Annotated in this window: 26 protein-coding genes and 5 pseudogenes; 16 read left to right on the top strand and 15 right to left on the bottom strand. The window is 34.3% G+C overall.

Annotated features, from left to right (window positions below):
* Positions 1–16 precede the first annotated feature (16 nt).
* Positions 17–397 carry a hypothetical protein gene (locus ACFVQC_RS29165; RefSeq protein WP_377900014.1) on the bottom strand — a complete coding sequence of 127 codons (381 nt, stop codon included), beginning with the start codon at positions 395–397 and terminating at the stop codon, positions 17–19.
* Between the two features lie 701 nt (positions 398–1,098).
* Here ACFVQC_RS29165 and ACFVQC_RS29160 point away from each other — a divergent pair.
* Positions 1,099–1,347 (top strand): annotated as a pseudogene (locus tag ACFVQC_RS29160) (tyrosine-type recombinase/integrase); the annotation flags it as partial.
* 662 nt (positions 1,348–2,009) lie between these two features.
* Here ACFVQC_RS29160 and ACFVQC_RS29155 read toward each other — a convergent pair.
* The 3 genes and pseudogenes from ACFVQC_RS29155 to ACFVQC_RS29145 all read right to left on the bottom strand — a co-directional run.
* Complete coding sequence (locus ACFVQC_RS29155) at positions 2,010–2,114, bottom strand: YjcZ family sporulation protein (RefSeq protein ID WP_377900013.1); 105 nt, start codon at positions 2,112–2,114, stop codon at positions 2,010–2,012.
* A gap of 153 nt (positions 2,115–2,267) precedes the next feature.
* The gene (locus tag ACFVQC_RS29150) at positions 2,268–2,372 is read right to left on the bottom strand and encodes a YjcZ family sporulation protein (RefSeq protein WP_081806744.1); all 105 of its coding nucleotides are present in this window, start codon (positions 2,370–2,372) and stop codon (positions 2,268–2,270) included.
* A gap of 1,914 nt (positions 2,373–4,286) precedes the next feature.
* Positions 4,287–4,561 (bottom strand): annotated as a pseudogene (locus ACFVQC_RS29145) (hypothetical protein); the annotation flags it as partial.
* 176 nt (positions 4,562–4,737) lie between these two features.
* Here ACFVQC_RS29145 and ACFVQC_RS29140 point away from each other — a divergent pair.
* Positions 4,738–5,427 carry a hypothetical protein gene (locus tag ACFVQC_RS29140; protein WP_377900011.1) on the top strand — a complete coding sequence of 230 codons (690 nt, stop codon included), beginning with the start codon at positions 4,738–4,740 and terminating at the stop codon, positions 5,425–5,427.
* Between the two features lie 89 nt (positions 5,428–5,516).
* On the opposite strand, the gene ACFVQC_RS29135 is transcribed toward ACFVQC_RS29140, so the two are convergent.
* Together ACFVQC_RS29135 and ACFVQC_RS29130 are read right to left on the bottom strand one after the other, a co-directional pair.
* Positions 5,517–5,891: a hypothetical protein gene (locus ACFVQC_RS29135; protein WP_377900010.1), complete on the bottom strand. Its 375-nt coding sequence runs from the start codon at positions 5,889–5,891 to the stop codon at positions 5,517–5,519.
* Between the two features lie 48 nt (positions 5,892–5,939).
* Positions 5,940–6,134, bottom strand: a complete 195-nt coding sequence (locus ACFVQC_RS29130; RefSeq protein WP_002151833.1) for a YolD-like family protein — start codon at positions 6,132–6,134, stop codon at positions 5,940–5,942.
* 140 nt (positions 6,135–6,274) lie between these two features.
* On the opposite strand from ACFVQC_RS29130, the gene ACFVQC_RS29125 reads away from it, so the two are divergent.
* Both ACFVQC_RS29125 and ACFVQC_RS29120 read left to right on the top strand, forming a co-directional pair.
* Positions 6,275–6,556, top strand: coding sequence for a gamma-type small acid-soluble spore protein (locus ACFVQC_RS29125; protein WP_377900009.1), 282 nt, complete (start codon positions 6,275–6,277; stop codon positions 6,554–6,556).
* A gap of 691 nt (positions 6,557–7,247) precedes the next feature.
* Positions 7,248–7,520, top strand: coding sequence for a hypothetical protein (locus ACFVQC_RS29120; RefSeq protein ID WP_377900007.1), 273 nt, complete (start codon positions 7,248–7,250; stop codon positions 7,518–7,520).
* 37 nt (positions 7,521–7,557) lie between these two features.
* Here ACFVQC_RS29120 and ACFVQC_RS29115 read toward each other — a convergent pair whose 3' ends face one another.
* The 6 genes and pseudogenes from ACFVQC_RS29115 to ACFVQC_RS29095 form a co-directional block, all read right to left on the bottom strand.
* Entirely contained in the window at positions 7,558–7,683 is a 126-nt protein-coding gene (locus ACFVQC_RS29115) for a DUF3956 family protein (RefSeq protein ID WP_097833063.1), read from the bottom strand.
* A pseudogene (locus ACFVQC_RS30275) lies at positions 7,667–7,816 on the bottom strand (Y-family DNA polymerase); the annotation flags it as partial. The pseudogene ACFVQC_RS30275 and the gene ACFVQC_RS29115, both read right to left, overlap by 17 nt.
* 112 nt (positions 7,817–7,928) lie before the next feature.
* Positions 7,929–8,570, bottom strand: coding sequence for a collagen-like triple helix repeat-containing protein (locus ACFVQC_RS29110; protein WP_377900006.1), 642 nt, complete (start codon positions 8,568–8,570; stop codon positions 7,929–7,931).
* A gap of 714 nt (positions 8,571–9,284) precedes the next feature.
* Positions 9,285–10,004 (bottom strand): hypothetical protein, encoded by a 720-nt coding sequence (locus ACFVQC_RS29105; protein WP_377900005.1) that lies wholly within the window; start codon positions 10,002–10,004, stop codon positions 9,285–9,287.
* 241 nt (positions 10,005–10,245) lie between these two features.
* Entirely contained in the window at positions 10,246–10,821 is a 576-nt protein-coding gene (locus tag ACFVQC_RS29100) for a hypothetical protein (protein ID WP_002151841.1), read from the bottom strand.
* 94 nt (positions 10,822–10,915) lie between these two features.
* Positions 10,916–11,062 (bottom strand): annotated as a pseudogene (locus ACFVQC_RS29095) (Y-family DNA polymerase); the annotation flags it as partial.
* Positions 11,063–11,304: 242 nt separating this feature from the next.
* On the opposite strand from ACFVQC_RS29095, the gene ACFVQC_RS29090 reads away from it, so the two are divergent.
* The 4 genes and pseudogenes from ACFVQC_RS29090 to ACFVQC_RS29075 form a co-directional block, all read left to right on the top strand.
* Positions 11,305–11,940: a DUF3967 domain-containing protein gene (locus ACFVQC_RS29090; RefSeq protein ID WP_377900004.1), complete on the top strand. Its 636-nt coding sequence runs from the start codon at positions 11,305–11,307 to the stop codon at positions 11,938–11,940.
* A gap of 445 nt (positions 11,941–12,385) precedes the next feature.
* Positions 12,386–12,619, top strand: a complete 234-nt coding sequence (locus tag ACFVQC_RS29085) for a hypothetical protein (RefSeq protein ID WP_377900023.1) — start codon at positions 12,386–12,388, stop codon at positions 12,617–12,619.
* A 652-nt stretch (positions 12,620–13,271) separates the two neighbouring features.
* Positions 13,272–13,979 (top strand): plasmid mobilization protein, encoded by a 708-nt coding sequence (locus ACFVQC_RS29080; RefSeq protein WP_377900002.1) that lies wholly within the window; start codon positions 13,272–13,274, stop codon positions 13,977–13,979.
* A gap of 16 nt (positions 13,980–13,995) precedes the next feature.
* Positions 13,996–14,148, top strand: a pseudogene (locus ACFVQC_RS29075) (relaxase/mobilization nuclease domain-containing protein); the annotation flags it as partial.
* A gap of 359 nt (positions 14,149–14,507) precedes the next feature.
* Here the strand turns inward: ACFVQC_RS29075 and ACFVQC_RS29070 are convergent.
* Positions 14,508–15,515 carry a hypothetical protein gene (locus ACFVQC_RS29070; RefSeq protein ID WP_377900000.1) on the bottom strand — a complete coding sequence of 336 codons (1,008 nt, stop codon included), beginning with the start codon at positions 15,513–15,515 and terminating at the stop codon, positions 14,508–14,510.
* A gap of 512 nt (positions 15,516–16,027) precedes the next feature.
* On the opposite strand from ACFVQC_RS29070, the gene ACFVQC_RS29065 reads away from it, so the two are divergent.
* The gene (locus tag ACFVQC_RS29065) at positions 16,028–16,690 is read left to right on the top strand and encodes an IS6 family transposase (protein WP_377900022.1); all 663 of its coding nucleotides are present in this window, start codon (positions 16,028–16,030) and stop codon (positions 16,688–16,690) included.
* 133 nt (positions 16,691–16,823) lie between these two features.
* Here ACFVQC_RS29065 and ACFVQC_RS29060 read toward each other — a convergent pair whose 3' ends face one another.
* Positions 16,824–17,060 carry a helix-turn-helix domain-containing protein gene (locus ACFVQC_RS29060; protein ID WP_377893723.1) on the bottom strand — a complete coding sequence of 79 codons (237 nt, stop codon included), beginning with the start codon at positions 17,058–17,060 and terminating at the stop codon, positions 16,824–16,826.
* 312 nt (positions 17,061–17,372) lie between these two features.
* Between ACFVQC_RS29060 and ACFVQC_RS29055 the strand changes: the two genes are divergently transcribed.
* The 3 genes from ACFVQC_RS29055 to ACFVQC_RS29045 are packed head-to-tail and all read left to right on the top strand — an operon-like array spanning position 17,373 to position 19,693.
* Positions 17,373–18,671: an FtsK/SpoIIIE domain-containing protein gene (locus tag ACFVQC_RS29055; RefSeq protein ID WP_377899997.1), complete on the top strand. Its 1,299-nt coding sequence runs from the start codon at positions 17,373–17,375 to the stop codon at positions 18,669–18,671.
* On the top strand, positions 18,610–19,185 hold the full coding sequence (locus ACFVQC_RS29050; RefSeq protein WP_377900020.1) for a replication-relaxation family protein: 576 nt from the start codon (positions 18,610–18,612) through the stop codon (positions 19,183–19,185). Before ACFVQC_RS29055 ends, ACFVQC_RS29050 begins: the two co-directional genes overlap by 62 nt.
* A gap of 19 nt (positions 19,186–19,204) precedes the next feature.
* Positions 19,205–19,693: a hypothetical protein gene (locus ACFVQC_RS29045; RefSeq protein ID WP_377899996.1), complete on the top strand. Its 489-nt coding sequence runs from the start codon at positions 19,205–19,207 to the stop codon at positions 19,691–19,693.
* 285 nt (positions 19,694–19,978) lie between these two features.
* On the opposite strand, the gene ACFVQC_RS29040 is transcribed toward ACFVQC_RS29045, so the two are convergent.
* Positions 19,979–20,950, bottom strand: coding sequence for an NAD(P)H-dependent flavin oxidoreductase (locus tag ACFVQC_RS29040; protein ID WP_377899994.1), 972 nt, complete (start codon positions 20,948–20,950; stop codon positions 19,979–19,981).
* Between the two features lie 343 nt (positions 20,951–21,293).
* Between ACFVQC_RS29040 and ACFVQC_RS29035 the strand changes: the two genes are divergently transcribed.
* From ACFVQC_RS29035 to ACFVQC_RS29020, 4 genes are all read left to right on the top strand, one after another.
* Entirely contained in the window at positions 21,294–22,727 is a 1,434-nt protein-coding gene (locus ACFVQC_RS29035; RefSeq protein WP_377899991.1) for an IS4 family transposase, read from the top strand.
* Between the two features lie 508 nt (positions 22,728–23,235).
* Entirely contained in the window at positions 23,236–23,556 is a 321-nt protein-coding gene (locus ACFVQC_RS29030; RefSeq protein ID WP_377899990.1) for a PadR family transcriptional regulator, read from the top strand.
* A complete protein-coding gene (locus ACFVQC_RS29025) occupies positions 23,553–24,107 on the top strand; it encodes an HAAS signaling domain-containing protein (protein ID WP_002016723.1) in 555 nt (184 codons plus the stop codon). The genes ACFVQC_RS29030 and ACFVQC_RS29025 overlap by 4 nt, the downstream gene beginning before the upstream one ends.
* Positions 24,100–24,894 (top strand): DUF4097 family beta strand repeat-containing protein, encoded by a 795-nt coding sequence (locus tag ACFVQC_RS29020; protein WP_377899989.1) that lies wholly within the window; start codon positions 24,100–24,102, stop codon positions 24,892–24,894. The genes ACFVQC_RS29025 and ACFVQC_RS29020 overlap by 8 nt, the downstream gene beginning before the upstream one ends.
* The last annotated feature ends 305 nt before the right edge of the window (positions 24,895–25,199 follow it).

The raw sequence follows: 25,199 nt of genomic DNA, 5'->3' as shown, positions 1-25,199 counted from the left end.
TTCTATTCATTCATTATTAAAAATCATCTCTATGATCATGCTCATGTTCTTCACATTCTCTACAATGCTTCTTACGCTTGCAACAGAAACGATTACAATCAGGTGAATTTATAGAGATTACGTTTATTCTGTTAATCGCAATACGTGCTAATCCTGGGAAACAATCAAAGTCAGATAAAATAATTACGTTGTTTCCTTGAAAACCTTGGAATGTTGCACTTGTAGGTCTTTGACAATCATATTGAATAACAATACAAGTACCAGGAGTTAATGTTCTTAAGAATTGTAATAATTCTGGATTATTATGCTCCTGTCTATTGTTTTCTTCTTTTCTGTGATGATCTCTCCGATCATCACATCTGTTGAAATCACAATCTCCACCAAAACCAAAACCCATAATAATTACCCCCTTTCGTTCGTTAGTACATTTTATGCTCGTCTAGAAGGGATGGTGTGAGTATATGAGTCTAGTTAAGTGTGGATTTTTCATTTAAATATAAAATTGGTTTAATAATACCATCTTCTCCTCTTTAATTTATCAACATATTCCAGTGTGATTTGCGGTGTACTATGACTGATTGTTTCTTGTAACATGGCTACCAATGGATTCTATGTTGACAAAAAACCTGTTTTTTACAGTTGTCGATAAGCATGAATCCTACTAATGGGTTTGTTTCTTTTTCGAGAAGGGAATGACTAGATACTTTTTAGTGCTGGGGATACGAATCGATTTTATGAAAAGCAGAAGTTAATTTAATCCTCCTTTCTTTGTTTTTTCTCCTCACTAGATATAAAGTCCTTATCTCGTAATGCCCGATCAGATTGTTCGGTTTGAATTACACTTTCTATAGGGATTGGTAAATCAAATGATTTATAAATTCGATTAGGAGTAGTATAAATACCATGTATAGTTTTGTCTAAATAATGACGTTCTTCCTTTGTATAATAAGTAATCAGTAAAGTGTTGAGTTGTTTTTTCTACAATTATAAAAAGATATGGATGAGAAGAAAAAGCAAAAAGAGGACATAAAAAAGTGTTATGTAGCGGAGATTCTTTCGTTTTGTCAATGTACGGCGTAACAGGCGGAAGAATTTGGATTGAACAGGGAAGACGTATAGCGCTATGCTTCTTTATTGAGAATATTATGGCCTTGGCATATATGTAGATATAGTAACTGGTTAAAAAGCGTGAAGAATGGAAAGCGAAATTCCAGTTCTAGCGTCAACGCTCGCGAAGAAAACAGTACTGATACGTTCTTTTTTTAGCATCTACATGTATTTGGGTATATAGAAAAAACTCTTCACGAAGAACTGCAGCGTGCAAATGTAAACGAACAAGATCACCCTACTCTATGAGGAGGTCATGAAAATATCCAAATAACGAAGCTTTACTTGGAGAAACAAATGAAACGAAAAAATAATGTAAGAATGACTTTTGTAGATATGTTCAATGGAATTTCTTGTGAATCTCAAATATAGTAAGGGAAATGTATATAAAGAGATCACTTGTCTTGGAAACAAGTGATCTCTTCATTAGATAAATTGCTACTTACCAACAGCAAGTAGTCGTTATCCCATACATATGTTCAGGAGATATTATAACACAATTTTTTTAGTTATATAGAGGGGAGCATCAGGATTTTTCTTTATAGAAGAATAACCCTCTAAGGTGCCTTCCTCCGACTTGAACCACGTTCATTAATATAAATTTTTCCGTATTATCCCTTTGTTATACGTGTAAACACATCCTATAAAACAGAATCGTCTATATGCACTAGATTGTTAGTACACAACATACAAAAGAATTGAGATCAGTATCAGAGTGACGCCATATCTTTTAAAATGAACGATATGTTATGCTTTTCAAAAGAATCTGCTGTATAGGATGCATGCACATTCATTATTTCACTATGTTTATTATTAATTATATGTATATTTTTTATGTTATGCATAACTGCATTATTTAGGTAGTGTGTATAGAAAAGGGACTCTAATAACAGTGCCCTTTCCTAGTATCCGAATCCGCCGTCCCAACAGCTACATCCGATAATGATTAACAAGATGAAGAGAATGATCAGTAAAGCCAAGCCGCCGCAAGAATCACCGTAACTCATAATTTTTCCTCCTTTAATTAGAAGACTTAACAATGGGATAGATTGTTGTTTTAATGGATTTACATTACTGTATGTTTTTATGGAATGAATGAGCAAGCCCATTTAGAAATAAAGAAAAGACACTCATATAAGAGTGTCTTTTCTGATAGTTTTTTAGCAGAAGCAAGCAGCTCCAACTATGATTAATAAAATAAATAATACAACTAATAAAGCAAAGCCACCAGAAAAGCCGCAGCCACAACTACCACCAAATCCCATAATAGTTCCTCCTTTTGGTAAGAGGGTAAAACAAGGGGTCACTCAAGTATTTTAATGGATTCATTTTACTTTATGTTTTTATAGAGTAATTGAGCAGGTCCTTTTAAAAAAGAAAAGGCGCCATAAGGCGGGTAGATAAGGTTTTAATTTTCCAATCTAAATAAATTATGTAGTAGCTCTTTGAGGTTATATCATAATATATTGTTTATTTAATGTTAATTATTACATACTCTTTTCCAGACTCCTAATTTTCATAAAAAAAGGTCGAAATTGGCTACTGCAAAGATGAATTAAAACGATGTGAATCTAGATTTTACATTTTCTGTTCTAAAAATTGGATTCCTCATGAAGAAATTATTGAATTAAAAACTGAATACAATAAAAAACTTGAAATTAGAGCATAAACAATTTCGAGAGTTTATAAAGATATTAAAATAGAATATAAATCTTGTAGAGTAAACCCTTTAGAACTAGCTGAACTGGCTAGAGAATCTAAGTTAACAAACAATGAAATTCATGATTATGCTATGCTTATTTCAAAAATTTTCGAGTGAAAAGGTGAGTTAATGACTCGGGAGGAATATGAAAAAGAATCTCCGGATATAGCATTTCTGGCCATTAACACCATACAAGAGTTATAAAGAAACATAAGTGAGCTAGAATTAAAAAACGAACAATTAAAAGGTATAAATAAAATTTCTAAATACAATTATTATAATGTATCAAAATTCCCAGATTCCCGGGAGTTACTGCATAATAGCTCAATATTTTTGAGCTCACTATAATAATATAAAATTATTTAGGGAGAGAATGATGGGAGATTTTCTCTTAGGGAGAAAATATTGATTGAATTGAAAAAGGAAGTCATAGCGTTATATGTAGGTGTTTTTGGATGAGTGCTCTTTTTACAAATTAAAGAGCAGCTAACAAAAGTTAACTGCTTAAGCAAGGAAATCGGAGAAAGGATTACCATGTTATCTGTAGTGTTGACGGAATATTGAATTTTATTCATAAGGCATATGTATTTAAAGAAAAATATAGCCCACCACGAATAATGCAATCTATCCAATTGAAAGAGCAATATATTTAAAATTTTCATAATTACCCCTTTTAGATATAGATTGCTCTATTCATAAGAACTTTATTAAATTTATAATTAAATAAAAAGAGCACTATTTATGGTGCTCTATGACCAAGATTCATACTGAAAAAAAGACAACTTCACCGACAGGTGAAGTCTGTATAAAATGAGGTAAAGTTCATACATAAGTTGTTTGGAATTGCATCATAATTTGTAATTACACAGACTGTTTAGGATTTATATCCCTATAAAATGATTTTTGAACCAGAACCAAAAAGACCGCCCTAAGGTGATCTTCTTATGTAGGGCGGGAAGACATCGGTCTTCCCTTCGGGTTGCCCCGATGGAAAGGGCGTTTTGTTTCCAAAACTGTTTTTCCTAATTACATAGTATGCAAGAGTTTCAGTTTAGTTCCTAAATTATTCAATAAAAAACTAAAAGTTTAATATATAACTTTTGTTTTTTATTTCTGATGGATTGATCTCATCGTTATCAATCTAAAGTTATGAAGTACCCACTAAATGAAAAAATTTATCCCACTACAATTATTTATGACCATTCAGCTCATTTTTTTCGTATTGGGGGTGATTTGTATTCTTAACCTGATAGGCATGTTATTAAATGATTTTTGAACCAGAACCAAAAAGACCACCCTAAGGTGATCTTCTTATGTAGGGTGGGAAGACATCGGTCTTCCCTTCGGATGGCCCCGATGGAAAGGTAATTTTGTTTCCAAAACTGTTTTTCCTGATTACATATTATTCAAGAGTTTCAGTTTAGTTCCTAAATTATTCAATAAAAAACTAAAAGTTTAATATATAACTTTTGTTTTTTTATTTCTGATCAAAGGAAAATATTTCGGCTTCAGCTCCTCTTGATGCTAATCCTATAAACGTGTTTCTGTATCTAGCTGTGGCGCTATGCGTGTAGGAAGTCCTACGTCAAATGCTGGTTTTCCAAGACTTTTGTGTATTCCATCCATTACTTTCGCTAAATTCATTTCTTGTTCTTACTGCGTTACGTTATCAAAAAGAGAAACTTGTTGTTCCTCCCCTTCCTGGATTAAATTCGTTAGAGAAATGTGTATGCTGAAACTGGATGGGCCAGTCTATTTTTGACGTGAAAAAATAGAAAACTGTCTCATATTCGAAATTTGGTCCATTATTATCAAATTCTCCTTTTAGTAAGTCCCCCAATTTATCCCCATTTAAATTTAGACAAGTACCTAACTAACCTTGGTTACCATATATTGCTTTCAAAAATAGAATTATAGGAGGAATTATCATGCTAATTAAAACATATGGCTCATATATAATTCCATGTGGTCAATTTAGTAATTACTCTCCACAATATTTATCTAGATTTCCCCCTTTGTATCCATTATCTTATCCAGAGTGTCATTATGGTAATTGGAATTATGAATGCACTGGAACGTCAATACATGATATTCATAATTCTGAATTGGAACGAATGAGTTTGCTGAGCAGTGGATTAGAACATTTAGGGCATGAGATAGATCATGCAGTGCATCATCCTCCTGTGTGTCACGGTCACACTGGATACTTGACAAATAAGTTTGACTTAGAACTCAAAATTGAAAATGGCGGTTGGGTTACAGCTTGGGCAAATGACATTGCAGAAAAAGATGTATTACAGGGAGTATTTGTATTTAGTGCTAATCCAAGTGCCTTCTTGTACTGGATAAATAACTTAGTAAATCATACTATTTCATCATTACAAACTGATGAACAACACAAGTTCACGGCTGAGATGAGGAGAGTAGCTAATGAAATAGCTGCAGATGTTATTAGACGAGCAATTCAAGGGAAAAGTCCATTAGAAACCTTTAAACAATTTGATACATTTGACTTTAAAGCAGGGGCAATAAGATATTCTGGTAGAAATATGTTATGTGGTAATACAGTATCTACTACTTGGGGAATGAAGCCTTATATTGCTCTTAGAGTGCGCTAAATTTATAAGCCTGAAGATAAACAAAGGAGAGAATTGATGTTTATATAACTGAAGAAAGAAGGGGCTCAAATTGAGTAACCCCTTCTTTTCTATTTGAATTCTACATGAAATTTAGTGTCAATGATTCCAAAAGCAACTTTACATGGGAACGGATTTTTTTCTGTTGAAGCAGCACGCATACAAGAAAGTGCCCAATATTCCAGTTCTAAAGGTAAGCGGTATACTTGAATACTACCATCATTGTTTTTTACAGATACGATCGGTGTATTTACCCTAGTTGTAGCGAAACCGTCCGTTGTTATCATTGCTACTGCATCATCAGTATGAAAACCGGCACTTAAAACTTCGTAAATCTTTCCATCTTTCTCATTGATAATCATAGGTATATTTAAATAGGGATAGTTATTTATATCATTATGAATAACTGTTCTTGCTGAATTCTTTCTTATCCGATTCCCTTGCATTTTATACACTCCTTTATAGCAATCCAAACGTGATTACTTAAATCTATTCTATTTTACGTCTATTATGTTAGAAAATTGTAATGTCATCTTATTATAAAAAGTATAGGTACATATGACAGCGCTATTTAGCGGATCAATATCAACAACAGTCATATAACTAGAGAGTAAATAACCGTCTTCATAATATGTAATTAATATTTCTTCTTTCCATTCATTTCTTAAAAGCATGGTTAGTTCAGTCATATCTCGTCCTATGTATATAATTTCATCTCTATAATATGTAGTCTGAATGAATATTGAAATAATATGCGGAAATTTAAAAATAAAATTAAGAATAGCTTTTAAATGGGTTGGTTACATTATTGATTGTGGAGGTGAGAAAGATGAACAAAAAACAACAAGGTTACAATAAGGAAACTTCTGGTGCTAGCATCCAAAGCACAAATGCTAGCTATGGTACAGAATTCGCAACTGAAACAAATGTACAAGCAGTAAAACAAGCGAATGCACAAGCAGAGGCAAAGAAAGCACAAGCTTCAGGTGCACAAAGCACAAATGCTAGTTACGGTACAGAATTTGCAACTGAAACGGATGTGCATGCAGTGAAAAAACAAAATGCACAATCAGCTGCAAAAAAATCACAATCTTCTAGCTCTAATCAATAATGAAGGGAAAACACGTCTCTATCTTAAGAGAAGTGTTTTCTCAGGCTGTGGAGAAAGTCTTCTCTACAGCCTATTTTTGTGTCTGAACAAATACATAATGTATCACTAGCAACTTTAGATGATGAGTTTGCCACAGTTTTAAAAACTGAAGAATTGATTAAAAGTTGTAGTTAGTTGAAACAATACAATCTTAAGGTGTTTGTTTTAATAGTATATGATATACACAGCTAGGAATACTGTCTTACGCCCATCAAACTAAAACGAAAAAAAGCTATTTTTTTGTGGAATATACAGAAAGAATAGATTTTTTCATTTTAGGGGAATTTTGTTTTTTTAGCTTAATAGCGATGTGGCGCTATCCTATATCCATCAAGTTAAGGAAAATGTTATAAAAGTCCCTTCAGATTTTCTGAAGGGACTTTTATAGATTTCTAGATAGATTGACTACTGATAAGTGTTGTTATGTTAACTTGATGGGCATGTATGGTAACCCCAATAGCAATTATCGTAGGTGCTTCCTTGATCTGGGTGACGTCTTGTTTGTTGTTAATGAAAATAGATAAAGAAGATAGACTAGTAAACAAGCTGTTTTCTACTTTTAAACATAGAATATAATAAATTCTATTTAATATGAGGGGGGAACTTATATTTATGAGAGATGATTGTCGTTTTGAGAACTTCAGAGATTTTGATGATCGTCGTTGTAGACGTGACCGTGACTGCGATTGTGATGAATGTCGTCGCAGACGTAACCGTGACTTCGATTTTGATGATCGTCGTTGTAGACGTGATCTTGACTGCGATTGTGATGAATGTCGTCGCAGACGTAACCGTGATCGTGACTTCGATCGCGATGACCGTTGGGATTGGTAAATCCCTTTGGAAGAGTGCTTTGAGGAAAAGCACTTTTTTTTGTTCAAGAATTTTCTGGTCTTATTTGTTAAGGGAAGATAAGGATAAATAAAAAAAGAGAGCAGAAGCCCTCTTTTGGAATTGGTTAATTAAGAGCAAACTGGAATTCCTAATGCTATTAAGGTCAATGCTACCTCAAGAGAAATCTCAAGTCTAGCAACTTCGATTCCAGCTACTGAGAGAACTAAAAAAGGTTGGCCATTTACGAATAGAATACAGTTTAAGTTTTATTGAACAATCAATTGAACTAACAGAAGTTGTAGCTGGAACATATTTTTCCGAAATACGACTAAAGTCAATTCCATTGCCATGTAAATGTAATTCTGTTCCAAACACACCAATGCTTCTATTTTTAGAATAATAGATTCTCAAAATCCAGCTAACTGCACCTCTAATAAAGGATTTTAGAGAGTGATCAATCATTTGAACTGATATAAATATGAGTAGCTAATAAAATAATTTATTGAGAGGGAAATCTTGCTGCTGCAAAAAAGTTTAAATTAGTACCAGATACTGTAGTCCCAGTATCCCCAACAAAAAGAGCGAAAACCTCTACCGTATCCCCAGCATTTAACCTATAGATCGTACTAGCAGTTGTCCCCATTAAAACAGTATTTACATTAAAATTTTCCCGATAATTATCAACTCTCTCTATAGGATTACCATTAACGTTTATAAGAAGTATAAATTTCTGATCTATAGTAGGAGTATCAGGAAAAGGTACTACGCTAGCTATAATAGAATAAATTCCTGATTGCTTAGGAATAAAAGTAGAGTTCAATGGATCATATTCACTGTTCAAATCAAATATTGGTGTAGGAAACAAAAATTTTGTAGATATCTCAGTGATTGATTGAGAGGTAGGATTTTCAGCTCTAAATGCAGATTGTGGTACTGGTCCCGTTGGTCCTGTAGATCCTGTCGCTCCAGTTGGACCAGTAGAACCCGTTGCTCCCATAGGACCTGTTATTCCTGTGGATCCGGTTGGACCACCTGGTAACGTGAATGGTGGGATAGGTGGCAGTGTAGGGCCTATCGAATTCGAGTCTAATGCAGCACTATTTAGAATTCCATGTGAGTCAAATTCATTTTCCTCTGACATGTGTCACCTCCAAAAAGTACTTATCATACTAAATAAATGCGTTTCGGAAGCATTTATGACATTAATTTGGAAAGCTTATTTGGATTAAAGATCCTGAAGGTCGACTGGTCGAACTTTGGGAGAAATAGCGGGTTGTAATCTTTTGTTAATAAGCCAACGGGTACTTTAGTGCAACAATGGTTTCAAAAATAATCAAATTTTTTTATAAATAATTTAATCTGCAATATCAAATAAGAGCATGTTTTGATCAATCTTTTTTCAAAACACGCTCTTTTGATATCGTTAATTTAATCAAACTTTATTACAAATCTACAATTGTGCCCCAGATACATGAGCCCTTGGTGGTAGCCCTTAGCTATAGCGTTATGAATGTTTCTAAAACCGAAAAAACATTACAAAGACTGTGCAAGCTTCGTCGATGGATTCTTAAAGGTATCAGCCATTATGTATTGAGATTCTTTAATAGGAAGTGGCGTAGCGCTATGTTAGAAATGGAAGTAGTTTTGGAAATGAGTACATTCATCAATGGGTGTACTCTGAATTTTAAGTTGAATTATGAATACAAATAAGATGAAACCACTTTGATTAATCTTTTTATTAAATGGTTTCATCTTAATTTATCAATAATTCGCTACACCATCTAAGGTTTCAGGACTAATAGTTTTGGATATAGCCCTACATGTGGTACTTTTTTTGCATGGAAATTTCACTTTATTATGGACAAGGTGACATAGTAGTTACTTCTCCGAAAAAAGGAACCCCATTTACTGTACCTGCAGCTATAAGAGTTATGTTTCCAGGTCCAAAAGCAGTAACAGTAGTGTGGAAGAATCCATCCGCTTCTGTAAATACTGTAGTTGGTGAAACAGTTGCTGCACCTTGTATTGTGAACGTAACTGGTATTCCTGCAAATCCTATTCCATTTACTAACAAACGACCGGGTGCTACAACAGGAACGTTACAATCTGCACTTGTAAATGCTAGTCCAAGATCCACTTCAAGACCAGTCACTGGTATTCTTCTAATGCAGACTTTGACAATCTCCTTTTCTTTGAATTTGAAAGCAACTCGTAATCCGTCTATAAATCCAAAATTCTGTTCTTGGGCAGAAACTTGTCCAAGAATTGCTGCACCTGTGACCTCGAAAAGGTCTCCTTCATTGGCATCTTCACGGTCAATGACACATTGAAAAGGGATATCATCAAAAACTTGAAAACCCGGTACTAGGGTGCCATTTTCTAAAACAGCAGTGTAAGTTATCGTTTTATGAACTACTCCGCAAATTACAACTTTTTCTGGGACTACGTTTTCAATATCCGCTTCAACAGTTTGTGTAAAGGTAACGGTACCTGCAAGTGCTGGGGGTACAAGCTGCGTTGTTCGCTCAACAACAACTTGGCAACAAGTTGTTGGATTAATAAGTGGGCAAACCATTTAGTATTCCTCCTTAGTTCTATAAATATATTCTCTCAGTACATTTCGAAGTCAAATAGAACGCTACTATTGCTTCTACTATAGATTATGAAGTAGATAGAGAGCTTGTATAGGAGGATATCTTGGACAAGCTTCCAATTTTAAACAAATAATTAAGTTGTTCCATGTTAGAAAGATCCGTAACTGCAAATCTAGTCTCTAAAATAACCTAATTTCATATTTATGATAAACAGATATAGATTTACTTAGTAATCATTTTTATAGAAACTTTTATTACATCTTTCTCTATAAAATTGAAAGCAAGGGTTTGTCTATACGATCGAAAATCATTTGAACTTCCAAAGTTAGCTTCACGTGCAAAAACTTCACCGATTATTTTTTTCTCGACGATGCTAAATTGATGATTTTCTTTAATGTCCGTTGATTCTATAAGACACTGGAAGGGAACATCATCTTGAATGCTATGATTTGGAATCTCTCTGTTATGAGTTACTGCTGTATAAGTAACAGTTTTTCGGATATATCCAATAATGACGACTACTTCTGAACACACCATTTCAATCGTAGTGAATATCTGTTTATCAACTTTGACGGTTCCTTTTTTTGCGGGAGGAGCTAACTGGATTTTATGCTCAACAATTTGTCTGCAACACATCGTTTGGGATTTTGGAGCTTTTAATGATTGTTTTGTTTTTTGAGTTTTTGGGGATCGCGATGATTTTATTGGTTTTTGAACTTTCGAAAATACCGATAAGTCGATATGTGGGAGATAAGGTGAGCTTATATTAATGAAATCTTTCTTATGATGTGAATTCATATACGTTTCCTCACTTTTTGATAACATATAGTGTAGAATATGTTTTCTACACTATATATGCTTGTTTTTGACAAGGAATTTTAAAAAATGAGTCGTTGTCATATATTTCACGTTTAAATTGCATAGCGAATTCGTATGGATCTTGAGTGAATAAATGGATACTATCCGTAATGTCCATGAAAAATTCATCGATGCTGTATTGGTGGAAATCCTCAAAAGGAGCGTATTGTAAAGTTAATTTTTATAAGTCGTATATATACAATTTATGTGCAATGTTCTTCTAGTGTAAATACCATTAGGGAGGAACTGTGGTAGTAAAATATATGTTACCTATATCCGTAATATATATTATTTCGAATTGGTTATGTTACTATCATATATTCCGACAAAAGAAAGCAAAGACCGTGCGAGCTTCGTCGATGAATTTTAAGAGGTATTAGCCCTTTGATATGGAATTTTCCTTATAGGAGGTGGCATAGCGCTATGTCAGAAGCGGAGATAGTATATACCAGCAATGAAGTCTATAGTCGTTTGGGAGTAAGTGGTAGCACACTTAGAAAGTATTCGGATGTTCTTGAACGTGAAGGATATGATGTAAGAAAGAATAGTCGAGGGAGAAGGGAATATACAGAGTTTGATGTTGTACTTATTGAACAGTTAGTAGAGTTGAGTAAGCAAGATGGTATGACTTTAGAAAAAGCTGCGAAAATGATTGCGAAGCAGTTTGGAATTGATAATAAGAAAGAGGAATCCCAGGGGACAGATCCAGTTCCTTATCAGATGCAGTATCAATTCCAGCAACAATATAGCGCTATGATAGAAGAAATTAATAAGGTGCAGCAAGCAAACCTTTTAGAAATGGAAAAGAGGCTGGGTGATCGTATAGATCAAAAGAACAAATTAATTGAAGAGGATATTAAAGAAAGAAATAAATTAATAAAGGAAGATATGAAAGATCGCAAGGAACGTGAAGAAAGGATAGAAAAGAGGTTAGAGCTAAGAGATGATAATCTTATGAAGATGGTCAGAGAGATTCAAGATGCTAAACGTACTATTGTATCAGCCCAGGAAGAAATAGCGGCGGCAAAAAAGAAACCTTGGTGGAAGTTCTGGGTTTAAGTTTAAATCGATTGTTTTTTATAAAAGTATAACTTTATAAAAATATAAAATTATACTTTTATAAAGTGCAACTATACTGTAACCATTGAATTCCAAGATCTTATATCTTACGTTTAAAGTATTCATTCAATGGTATATCTGCTATATGTGATGTAATTGAAATAGGAAGTAAGGTGAATTTCACCAGTAGATAGGGGTGTTTTTATGGTGATGGACAAAAAAGAGGAAGCGTTAAAAAGAGCGAGAAAAATTCTTAATAATGAAAACTTATTTTAAGAGGAAAAAAGTGACGTGATAATCACACCTTTTTATCAGTGTTTATTTATAATTTCACATACCGTATTAGGAATAGAAGTAACATCTTATGAATGATTTACACTCTATTCCTAAAAATGCTAACTTTTTTAAAGGCAAAGTAATTAGAGGTTTATTGTTTAGATAAAACATATATTTAGAAACGAAATTTCTGAAAACTTTTAAAGAAGTAGATAATGTAGCAATAATTGAAAAGATTGAAGATAAAATTTTTAAAAAAGATGATGTGCAAACCCATTTAGCGGAGATTACTATTAATGTTACAGGAAAGAATATCGGATATAGATCAGTTTCAGCTAGTATATTCATTGTTCTAGAAAGTTTATCAATAGAGCTATTCAATATTAATATTAGTATACTTTAAGCATCCAAAACGGGTGCTTTTTTCTTTGTTATATAGAAATTACACATTAAACCAGTGAACATTCTAATAAGACAAGCATATGATGAATTTGTGGGACGAGTTATCATATGAGGTGAAACTTGGAGCGCCATACTTATTTGTTGAAGGGTACCTAATGACGGGTACTCTTTTTATTTTGCGCTTTTTAATAAGCTCGTTGATTTTTTGTTTACCAAATTTGATGTTTTCATCAAGAATATAATCTTTTGGAGGTTGTTCTTTATTTTCCAGTAACTTTGCCAATGATTTTAAAACGTGTAATAAGGATTGCTCCTATAATTTAAAGGTTTTTGCTACGACTTCCATTGCGATCTTTGTGTTATCATCTATAGTCATCATTTGCATACCAACTTCCTTATGAAATATTTAACATATTATGCTATTAAACTGGAAAAAATGGTATGATTTTGAGGAGGGAATATTGAGGTTTTAGCAAAGGGCAAGCTACGGGTTTGGCATGCCAAACCCCAAAAACGTTGTTTTTGACTTGGTAGGAGATTCCTACGACCTTTACAAATATATATAAGCGATTTTTTCAAAATCACTTATATATTTGTTGTCGCTTCGCTCGATAAATTGACTAATAAATTTAAGTATCAGGAGGAAATAAAATATGGTTAGAACTAACACTTATTTTCAAATGAGATTAACCGAAAATGATAAAGAATACATTAAAAATAAATCTGAAGAGTTGGGCTATAAAAATGTTTCAGCTTTTCTTATTGATAGTGCAAAAGCGCATTTCACACTTGAAGTGGATATGAAAGCTTATAGAGATTTAACTAAAGAAATAAATTATATTGGCAAGAATATAAATAGTTTAATTAGAAGGATCAATACAGACGGAATTTACACGGATAATGATATCGATTTCCTTAGAGTTAATCAGAAAAAAATCATAAAAATAATGAATACAGAATATGACCGATTACTTGATTTGAAAACCAAGTTTAATAGCGATAGCTTGAGTAAAAAACAAAAGGAAAAATTAATACAATCGTTAACTGAAAATCAAATACAGATACCAAAAAAATTAGTATTAGAAGAAGTGTACGAAAAGATAAAAGAAGATTTTGTTTATATCATAGAATGTATAGAAAACTCGCCTGAACAAGATAAAGAAGTAACAGAATATGTATGGCAATATTTATATGGTGATACGCTGTATAAGTTAGATGATAACCAATTAATAAAATTGGCTGATAGCATTTTTATTTTTGCACAGAAAGTGAAATTTAAGTTATCCAAACTCGATAATGTTTTTTCAGATGATGATTGGTTTGGACTGAAAGATATATTAGATGAATATGAAATTTATTAATTAAGGATTGATTACAATGTCTATTGTAAAAATACAAAAAGCTAAGGACTTGAAAGCTGTCATTAATTACAGTATGCAAGACCATAAAACAAACGAGGAATTAGTCACATCTTATGAATGTAATATTGAAACGATAGATAGAGATTTTAAAAGTGTTTTAGTTGATTACAAGAGGGGGATATGAATATTTAAATGTTAGATTAAAATAAAGTTTGATCAAAATGGATTCTAAGTTTTAGAGTTAGATGGAATTTTTATACGCTCTTATTTCACTATAGCTCCCGTTTGTTTAAGTGTATTCATTCACAAAATTAATTGGTTTTGATATTGAAAAAACATGTTCAAATCTTTTTCTTCAACCTGTTAAACTATCTACTTTTGCCAGATATTTAGTAATACATTTGTCATTATTCTTTAGTAATATCTCTGTAAGAATCGCCTTCACCTTCCTCAGTTCTTTGTATGAAATCCTATAAAGAGGAATGCCGTTAGTATGACAATACTCATTTTTGATTTTGTCATGCTTCTTTATTTTCTCAAAATATTCATCTCCTCCCCTCCCCACTTTTCTATTGGAGTAAAATGTTGCTTTCCATCAAATTCGATAAGACACTTAATTGAGTTTGTCCCATCAAAAACAACGAAGTCAAATGGTAAAGGATTAATATTCCTACACTCTTTCATAATAAATTGGTACTTGTGCTGAATACTGTTCATTTCAAGAAAATGCAGTATTGCCTTTTCGCCTTTAGAAATAGCTGAACATCGAGGACATCTTTCACCTCTCTGGAATGATAGAAATCTTATAGAATGATGATTTCCGCAAGAACAGATGTAATCTAATTTCTGAAATGTTGAGCTTTTATACTCTGTTGTTAGTAATGTACAACCATATTCTTTAAACACCCTCTTGACATCCTCGTAATTATTTCTCAATCGTTTAATAGCACATTCCTTACATCTGTTCCCACTTCTAAAGTTCGGAAGGGTGACTTCTCCCTTATTACCACAAGAACATATATAAAATAGTTTTTTACAAGTGTGAATTTCTTTGGACAGGAGGATGCATCCTTCTTTTTCAAACTCTTCACTAATTTCTTTGTAAGTCCATTCTAAAGGCTTTTGTTTTCCAGTGCAGCTTTTACATAATCCAGAGCCTCTTTTATAGTTTTGAAAACTTGTTTTACATACTTTCCCACACTTACATCTGTAGTAAATTGGCTGTTTGGCGTTACGATAAGCCTTTCCCACATCTAAAAGCTCACAACCATTTCGTATCAATGCTTTCTTTACATCTTCGGTAGAGTATTTTCTTCTGGATTTGGATACTGCTTTTGCTGCCTTTTCTATACCACAATACTTACAGCCCTCACCTCTAGCAAGTTGTTTATATGTAATTTCAGTATCCTTGTCAGTGTGATCGGGACAGACAAACTTCATTTTAAACAGTTGCCCCTTATATTCAGTTTCTAATAAGCTATAACCTCTTGCATCAAATGCTTGTTGGACTTCTTCAAATGTTTTTTTCTTCGGCATTTTATTTCTCCTTGATAAAATATCTATTTGAATCCTTTTCTTTTTAAATGAACTTTCAGTTTTATAAAAAAATCAGATCAAACCCCATTTAGAATTCTTTGATTGAAGAGATAAAACATCTTATCTTTGTTCTAAACGTCGCAACTTTATTCAAAGCATTGTGACTCTATTTCAAATTCACACTTGAAATTTCACGTACCAAATTAATGTAAAAAAATAGTTAAATAACGCAAAATAAAAGGTTTATAGTAAGAACAAATATTCTTCTTTTGAGAATAAAATGATGTTTGATTACTCAAAGTGCATGAATCGAATGATATTCTGTATAGATCTTTACTCATTTTTTTCCAGTTGTGCATGTGTTATGAGAGGTTTGGTTCTGGTGCAAAAACTTCAGGACCATTGCAACGAATCTATAAATATTGGATATACTGATACTATTACTCTACAAAAGGTGTGTGATCAGTATGGAAAAGGAAAATGTATTCAAATAGAAGCATTACCAGCCTGAGATTATCCTTCTTACAGTGAGATGGTACCTACGGTATAATCTCAGCTTTCGTGATTTGGTGGAAATGATGGAGGAACGGGGCTTATCCATTTCTCATACAACGATTATGCGCTGGGTTCATCAGTATGGTCCTGAATTGGACAAACGAATTCGTCGTCACCTCAAGCAGACCAATGACTCTTGGAGAGTCGATGAAACATATATCAAAGTTAAAGGGCAATGGATGTATCTGTACCGTGCTGTTGATTCGAAAGGAAACACAATCGATTTTTTCCTAAGCAAAACAAGAGACAAACGGGCTGCAAATCGCTTTTTCAAGAAAGCTTTGCGGTCTTTTTATGTTTCGCAGCCTCGTGTCATAACAGTCGATAAGAATCCGGCTTATCCTATAGCAATTGAACAGTTGAAAAAAGAGAAAAGCATACCTGACGGTATGCAACTTAGACAACAAAAGTACTTGAATAACATAGTAGAGCAAGATCATCGCTTTATAAAAAAGCGAGTCCGTTCTATGCTAGGGTTCAAATCTTTTGACACAGCTACAACCATTCTTTCTGGAGTAGAAGCCATGCATATGATTAAAAAAGAACAGGTTGATTTATGGGATCAGTCTGTCCAAAAACAGAAAGAATTCATCCATCAATTGTTTGAACTTGCAGTATAAGATACAATTCCGTTAGGAATATATGTATTTTATTCTTTTTTTGCACCAAAACCGTAAACATTTCACCTTGACTGCCCAATTCTTGTTCTGTATTTTTATCAAAAAATAAAAATAGCCTCGTTTTTTTACGAAGCTACATCCAAAAATCATCATAGTGAATATCATCTTTATTTGTAATCCTCTTTAAGGCCCTTACAATCTTTTGTGCGTTCTTCATTGTTGGTGCAAATGCATCGCCTTGACATACCCGACTTATTGTAGATTTACTTACACCACTTCGTTCAGCTAACTCTTGCTGAGTAACCCCGTTTTTATCTAGAAAACGAGCTAATTTAGACCGTCTTCCTTTACCTAAATTGAGCCAATTCATTTTGATCACTCCTGTATTTAATCCATTAGTACAAGAATGTCCAAAAATTTTATTTTTAAAACCTCCAGAAAATAGGAATGTTAAGCAAGCAGTATGAAATACCTTTTACCATACCAAACAAATTACGATTTACCGTTCCAAATTGATAGCCTTTCAAAACTTCGTTTCAGCTATTCCGAATAGAATTCGCTCACAGAATAATGATTCAGACATCGAAAGATTACTATTTTCAACGATTCATAGTTGTTTTTATCTCTTCTAATCTTCAGGGACTATTCTTGCAGAATACACAAAAAGAGGTGGTGTTTGACTTTGATATTTGAGTTAGTAAGTTCTGCAGCAGTTGGTAGTGTAATTCTTTTCGCGAAAATGGATCAAAAAGGAGAAACTAATGATGCCTCCAAGATTCAAAGGATTTGTGCTAATTGCGGTTTAAAGGTGAAGGAAGGGAAAGAGACCAGGACAATGCAGTTGCTTCGTAAGACAAGGAATGAGTGGGGAGTAGAGTATGCGTATAGAATCCCTCTTGGACTTAGCTTCTCCGATTTCGAGCAAAAGATGCAGCATTTAGAGGACGGATTAAATCACAAGAGCAAAGTTTATGATTTCAAACTACAAGACTTCAAATCTCTTCGCTTGCGAAAAGATATTTTAAAACAAATACAAAACATCATAAACAAGAAAAAACTCATTAGAAAAGAAATCGGGCTGTCTTACGATGGGTTACTTAAAATAAGAGTTTATGAGAAAGGAATTCCTGATTTCGTTAAATTTGAAGAAGATATGATGAATCAATGTAGAGGTTGGGAGGTCCCGATTGGTTATACGAGGGATGGACTTATAAAACATGACTTTGACCAGCTATCACACATGATCTCGGCTGGCATGACGGATATGGGTAAATCGAATGTACTAAAGCTCATAATCACATCCCTCGTACGCAATCAAACAGAGAATACAAAACTATTCCTTATTGATTTGAAGGGTGGTTTATCTTTTAACCGGTACCGATTCTTAAATCAAGTCGAATCAATTGCGAAGAACCCAGCAGAAGCCCTAGAGACTCTAAGAGAATTGCAAACCAAACTGAATGATAGAAACGAACACTTACTAGAAAAAGGATACGAAGATATAAAAGAAGCCGGGAATCCAACAAGGTACTTTGTGATTGTGGATGAAGCAGCCGACATGACGCCATATCAGGAGTGCAAGGACATTATTGTTGATATAGGAAGACGTGGCAGGGCAGCAGGATTCCGCTTAGTATATGCCACTCAATATCCCACTAACGAAGCTTTGCCATCGCAGTTACGGCAAAACATTGGTGCTCGCGTTTGCTTTAGATTACAGACAGAAGCAGGGAGCCGTGCTGTGCTTGATGAGGGTGGTGCAGAAAGTCTTCCCAACATAAAAGGAAGGGCTATATATCAAACGAACGAGAAGAAGGTCTTACAGACTGTTTATATCGATAATAAGCAGATTGATAACATCATAAAGCCTCATATCAACATCAGAGCGAGGAAGGAGCATGAAGATGCAAAAACTAGCCATGAAGGAACAACGCTTAGAAAGCATACTCTCCAGCTTGAAGAGATTGGGATTTTTGACTAGGAAGCAGTTGCAGGTACTTCATGATTTGGGCGGGGATAGAAATGCATCACGAGTAATGAAAGACATTGAAGAATATGTATCTAGCTTCCGTTTTGGTGAAAAAATTTACTACCTCAACAAAGAAGGGCGCGAACGTATCGGGAGTAAGAAGGTGCTCAAGCGCTCGAATCAATTTCGCCACTACATCATGAGGAATGACATCTACATTGCTTATGAATGCCCAAAAACGTGGAAACAGGAAGTGAAAATGAATGTGAAAGGTATCGTTTCTATAATTGCAGATGCGTTATTCACGGATAATAGCCGTTATCACATTGTAGAAGTGGATCATGAGCAAAAGATGAGTGCGAACCGTGTAAAGATGCAGAAGTATAGAAAGTTAATGGAGTGCAATGTGTTTGAAAAGTCGCCTAAGTTCATTTGGTACACCACGACGGAATACCGCAGAAAACAACTCCAGAAGCTTTGCGAGGGATTGGATTGCAACATATTTACGGTTACTGACTTCCATTAAAACTGAGGAGATGGTCCATATGGCAACTGAGACGATGAGCATCAAAGATTTTATGGATGGTAACTATGGAGCAAAGAAAAAGTGGAGCTTGTTCAAAAATAAAGCAAAAAAATACGCACCCGTGGCGGCGCGAATAAGTATTGTGATCGGTAGTGCTATTATATTCAGCCAAATTATAGATATTCCTCACGCTTTTGCTGATGGAAATAATCCAGATGTGAACGAAGTATTTAAAGATACACAATCAAGCGATGGGGCCATTAAAAACTATATAGATGGACAGTTATACAATCGTATTGTAAATGCATTTGAACCGGTTATATTCTTGATTAAAGCGGTGTCCTATCCGATTGCATCCGTTGTAGCGTTATGCGGTGGGCTATTCATTATGATAGGTAGCCAGGAACGAGGATTCTCCTTAATAAGTCGTGCGGGGATTGGCTATATAGTGGTGCAAATGATTCCGTTGTTTATGAGATTGTTAGTTGAAATTGCTAAAGCTATTTAGTCCTACACTTGTAGGGGTCCCGCCAACCAAATGACATAAAACCCACGCTAATACATTTTATGGAAAATAAAAAGCCGATTTTCCTACGTTAAGGAATTTCGGCATGTATGTTTTATCTTCGGAGTGGTCGTAATAATTCTAAAGTAGTTGATTGCTTAAATTTAAATTTATACTAGGTGTTTTTGCCCATCCCCCCGAAAAGGGGGATAAGACAAAATATCATAGAATCATTCAGTATCCATATCTTCTTCAGATGAATATAAGAGGTTCGAAGTTAATTCTTACTTAAATACAGGCTTTATATTCTGTCATGATATTATTGATAATTGTTTTGACTGGTAGTATTTCCTTAATTTCATGCACTCTTGCTCCAGCAAAAACAAGACCATTCTCACAATCACCATCCATTGATGTTATCAAAGAATCTAGCGTACAAAAACGATAAGAACAATTTTTTAGGCAATTAATGCACTTCTTTATTTTTATCTTTTTATCATCAGCTATCAGTTCAGTGAAGTTATTCTTAATTGCACGACCTTGAAGACCTACAGTTGTTTTCAGCAGCATAGTATCTTGCGTTCGAGCATGTACATATTTTTCTTTAAATGATAAGGGGGCGTCACACTCATCACTTGCAACAAATCTCGTCCCCATTTGTACTCCAGAGGCCCCCATACTTAAGGCACGAGCAAGATCTTTTCCAGTCATAATTCCTCCAGCAGCAATTACGGGAATTTTAACCGCTGCAACTACTTCAGGTAATATATCGAATAAAGGTCTTTCGGTTCCAAGGTGTCCCCCGGCTTCATGACCTTCTACAACAACTGCAGCTGCACCCAGGCGTTCAGATAATTTAGCAAGCTTGGCTGAAGAAACAATTGAAATAACTGGTATACCGGCCTTTTTGCCCCAAGTATACATATCTCTTGAAATCCCAGCACCTGATATGATGAAATCAACTTTTTCTTCAATGGCCGCTTTCATTTTTTCAGCAAAATCATTCATCGCGAAAAGAACGTTTACTCCAATATAGCCGGCATTCTGTACCTTTTCCTTCGCCGTCCTTATATGTAGTCTCATTTCGTCGATGGAAATTCCAGTTCCTGATATAATTCCAATTCCTCCAGCATTTGCAACAGCAGATGCAAGTTTGCTTAATGAAATACCTACGCCCATACCTCCCTGCATAATTGGAACCTTTGGCATCATATGACCGATTTTTAACTGTGGAAAGTTCAAGTAAATACCCCATTTCATTACTGTTTTTAGAATGGACCGTGAAAGCTCCCTTAGTGTAACATAGCGTTTCGAATGGACACCAGGAAATTAATACCTACTCCTAGTAGTTTGTGGTGTTTTTTTGTTGTTTTTCACAAAATGTTCGAATAATATTCTATAAATCTTGAACTTTAAAATTATGACCTAGTTTTACGCGTATCTCGGCTGAACCTCCTGCAACTTCCAAAAAATGTCTTAGTGTGGGTTTTATGTCATTTGGTTGGCGGGGCCCCATCGCTATCAAGCTAAAATTTTGCACTATCCATAAAGCAAAAAAGACGGTATCCTTTCTGTAAAATCATAGGAAAGGATGGCGTTTTTTATGGATCTTTCGATTCTTGACGAACTTCAACCGATTGTTGAAGAATTACAACGACATATGTCTCCTCATGTTCTAGAACACTTAGCTAAAGAAAAAGGATTCGTTCATCGAAAGAGTAAATATCAAGCAAAGGAATTAGTTGCTTTATGTGTATGGCTTAGCCAACAGGTTGCAAGTACATCACTCACACAATTATGTAGCTGTCTTGAAGTATCTACAGGTGTTCTTATCAGCCCTGAAGGGCTTAACCAACGATTTAATGCTTCCGCAGTACAGTTTCTTGAACAAGTTCTAGCTAACCTTCTAACTCAAAGAATTCATTCAACACAAGAAATAATTCATCAATACACCACGACCTTTAAGCACATTCGGATTCTAGATTCTTCAACATTTCAGCTTCCAGATAAGTTTTCTTCACATTATCAAGGTTCGGGTGGAAGTAGCCATACGGCAGGAGTCAAAATTCAATTAGAGTATGACTTATTGAGTGGGAAGTTCCTGCACGTTTATGTAGGAGAAGGAAGAGAAAATGATAAAACCTTTGGTTCAACAAGCCTACAAACCATTCGACCAAAAGACTTGTATATAAGAGATTTAGGCTATTTTGACTTACATGACTTACAGAATATCCATGATAAAGGAGCTTACTATATCTCACGTTTGAAATTAAATTCTCGAATCTATCGTAAGAATGATAAGCCAGAGTATTTTCGAAATGGGACCCTGAAGAAAGGGTCACTCTATATTCAGTTAGATATGGAAGAACTCATGAATCAATTGTCCCCTGGTCAAACAATGGAGATTTCAGAGGCATACATTGGACAGTATCAAAAATTACCAGCTCGTGTTATTATTCATCGATTAACAAAAGAACAAACAGAGAAAAGGTTGAAGGAACAAGCCAAAAAAGAAAAGAAGAAAGGTATTACCTACAAAGAACGAAGTAAACGGTTGAGTGGTATCAACGTGTATATTACGAATCTTTCTACAGAAAATGTTCCAACGGAACATATCCATGACTTGTATTCATTACGCTGGCAAATTGAAATTTTGTTCAAAACATGGAAATCTTTTTTTCAAATTGACAGGTGCAAAGAAATTAAGAAAGAACGCTTAGAATGCCATTTATATGGGCAACTCATTAGTATTTTACTCTGTTCATCGACGATGTTCAAAATGCGTCAGTTACTCTTAGATAAGAAAAAGAAAGAGTTAAGTGAATACAAATCCATCTATATGATAAAGAATTATTATCTTTTGTTTTATGAGGGACTACAGAAGGGCATCCATGAATTATTAAAAATTTTATTGCGTTTGTTTTACCTGTTAGAAAAAAACGGACGAAAATCTCACCGTTACGAAAAGAAAACAGTCTTTGATATCTTAGGTGTTGTGTATGATTGTACGTTGTCACAAAGTTTCCAAGTTGCATAATATTTTTAAAAACACCTATTTAATAGGTTTATTTGTTATACACATCTTTAGTGTAGTCGTAGAAATTTCAAAAAACACATTCACATATACCCTCTTGTCCCCCTTAGCTTGATGGGTATGGGGTACCGCCAGCATTTTGGAAATAAACCACGTTAAGCAAATTTCAACATAAAATCCCTTGAGTTTTGTCCTGTTAAGAATATTTTGATACAACACAATTTAAATTAGCGTTAAAATGGCTCAAACATCTTTAGCATGTTTGAGCCATTTTGCGGTCTGTACCTAAATAAAAACAAATAAAGTTATGTAAAACACCCTAACAAAAATGAACACATTCTTGTTAGGGTGTTTTTGCCCATCTCCCGAAAAAGGGCGTTTTTTAAAAAATTTTATGGTACCTTGCAATAAACAATAGCCTGTGGTAAATTATTACAAAGGACGTATTATTTACTGTTAGGTACTGTTTAATGAATAGTACCTAAACACTCAAGAAAGGAGTGATTGTTCATTGAATGTACAATTTAAAAAAGGTGTCTTGGAACTGTGTGTTCTTGTGTTGTTGGATAAGCAAGACCATTATGGTTATGAACTTGTTCAGGAGATTTCAGATCAAATCGAGATATCGGAAGGTTCGATTTATCCACTGTTACGACGATTAACCAAGGAAGAGTATTTTACGACATATTTGCAAGAATCAACAGAAGGGCCGCCGCGTAAGTATTATAAGTTAACTGAGAAAGGTAGGGAATACCTTCACGAATTGCTGACAGAATGGAACGAGTTTTCTAATGGAGTCAATCAATTAATCAAAGAAGGAGCGGGCAAATGAATAAAGAACAATTTTTGAAACAATTAAATACCTCATTAGTAAAGCTTTCGCAAGAGGAACGGCAGGATATTTTACAAGATTACGAAGAGTATTTCGCGATTGGGATGGAAAAAGGAAAAACGGAGCAGGAAATTTCAGCATCCCTTGGAAATCCGAAACAAATTTCCAAGGAACTAACGGCATCTTACCGTCTTGATCAAGTCGAGCAAACAACTTCTGCTGTAAATGTAATGCGAGCTACTTGGGCAGTTATTGGTTTAGGATTTTTTAACTTAGTAATTGTATTAGGACCTTTTATCGCGTTGGTAGGGGTTGTTATTGCAGGATGGGCATCAGCGATAGCCTTCATTCTTTCCCCGTTTGGCGTACTTATTAATCTGGTTTGGGGCAACTTTCTATTATTTGATTTGTTCGTCGCATTAGGTCTTTGCGGAATTGGATTTTTTATTGCAATGGGGATGTATATCGCTACAAGTGCTTTAACTAAGGGATTTATTCGTTATTTAAATTTTAACATTTCTCTTGTGAAAGGTGGTTTGAAAAATGATTAATATTAAAAAATTATCTATTATTGCACTATCTCTATTATTAGTCGGTGTAGTAGGGGGCTTGTTTACATTTTCTCAATCAATAATTAAGGAAACGAAAATAGAGAAAAAATCGATTTCAGATGAGGTAACGGATGTAGATGTTATCGCTCAAAATGCAACTGTTGAAATCATCCCAACGACAGGTACGGATACTAATATAGAGTTAGTATCAAAAGAAGTGAAAGCTTCTAAGCTGAATCTTTCTGCAAATGTGGAAGGAAAGAAACTTACGGTTACATTAAAAGAACAACGCTCCTTTTACATTGGTTTTCATAATCAATCGTTACATTTAAAAGTGTATGTGCCCAAGAAATCTTATAAGTCGTTTGTCGTTAAAAGTGCTAATGGAAAAGTAGAAATGGCTGAATTGGACATAAAGAGTCTGAACGTGGAATCACAAAATGGCCAAATTGACTTAAAAGATATCATATCTGAAAAGGTTGAAGTGAATTCTGCTAATGGAAGAGTAGAACTTAATAATGTAGAGGGAAATCTGATAGGGGGCTCGAACAACGGAGAAATCTCCCTTGTCACAAAAGACTTGGATCGGAATATTCAATTGAAAAGTCGCAATGCGAAGATTATGATTAAAACAGATAAGGAGCCAACCAATACAACCTTTGATGTTCATAGTAATAATGGGGGAATCGATATTCTCAATAAATATAAAGAAAATGTTGTTATTGGTAAAGGTGAAAATTTAGTTAAACTAAATTCAAATAATGGGAAAATCGAGATAATAAAATAGCAACAAAGCGAGAAAAAAGCTGATTCCATTGGAATTGGCTTTTTCAGTTAAGCAGTCATTTAAAAATGCATAGGTCCATAGAGCGAAAAAAGGAGCTTCCCTTGTGATTGTAGAGTTCCCCCTTAATCTTGCTACCAATAACGATAATTATGTAAATGAGCTGTCCATATGGGCAGCTTATTATATTTTTGCTTAGCGTGTTTTTCTTCAAAAATGTTGGCGATACCTCTAGATGTGTAAAAATTACACATTAAGTGATAGATGTGAGTCTGTATTTGCTATAGAGCATTTATAATAATCGTAAT

It is taken from the genome of Bacillus sp. NPDC057893 (assembly GCF_042796455.1).
Classification (GTDB): Bacteria; Bacillota; Bacilli; order Bacillales; family Bacillaceae_G; genus Bacillus_A.
Note: the sequence above shows the minus strand (reverse complement) of the source record. Positions and strands in the feature narration are given on the sequence as shown.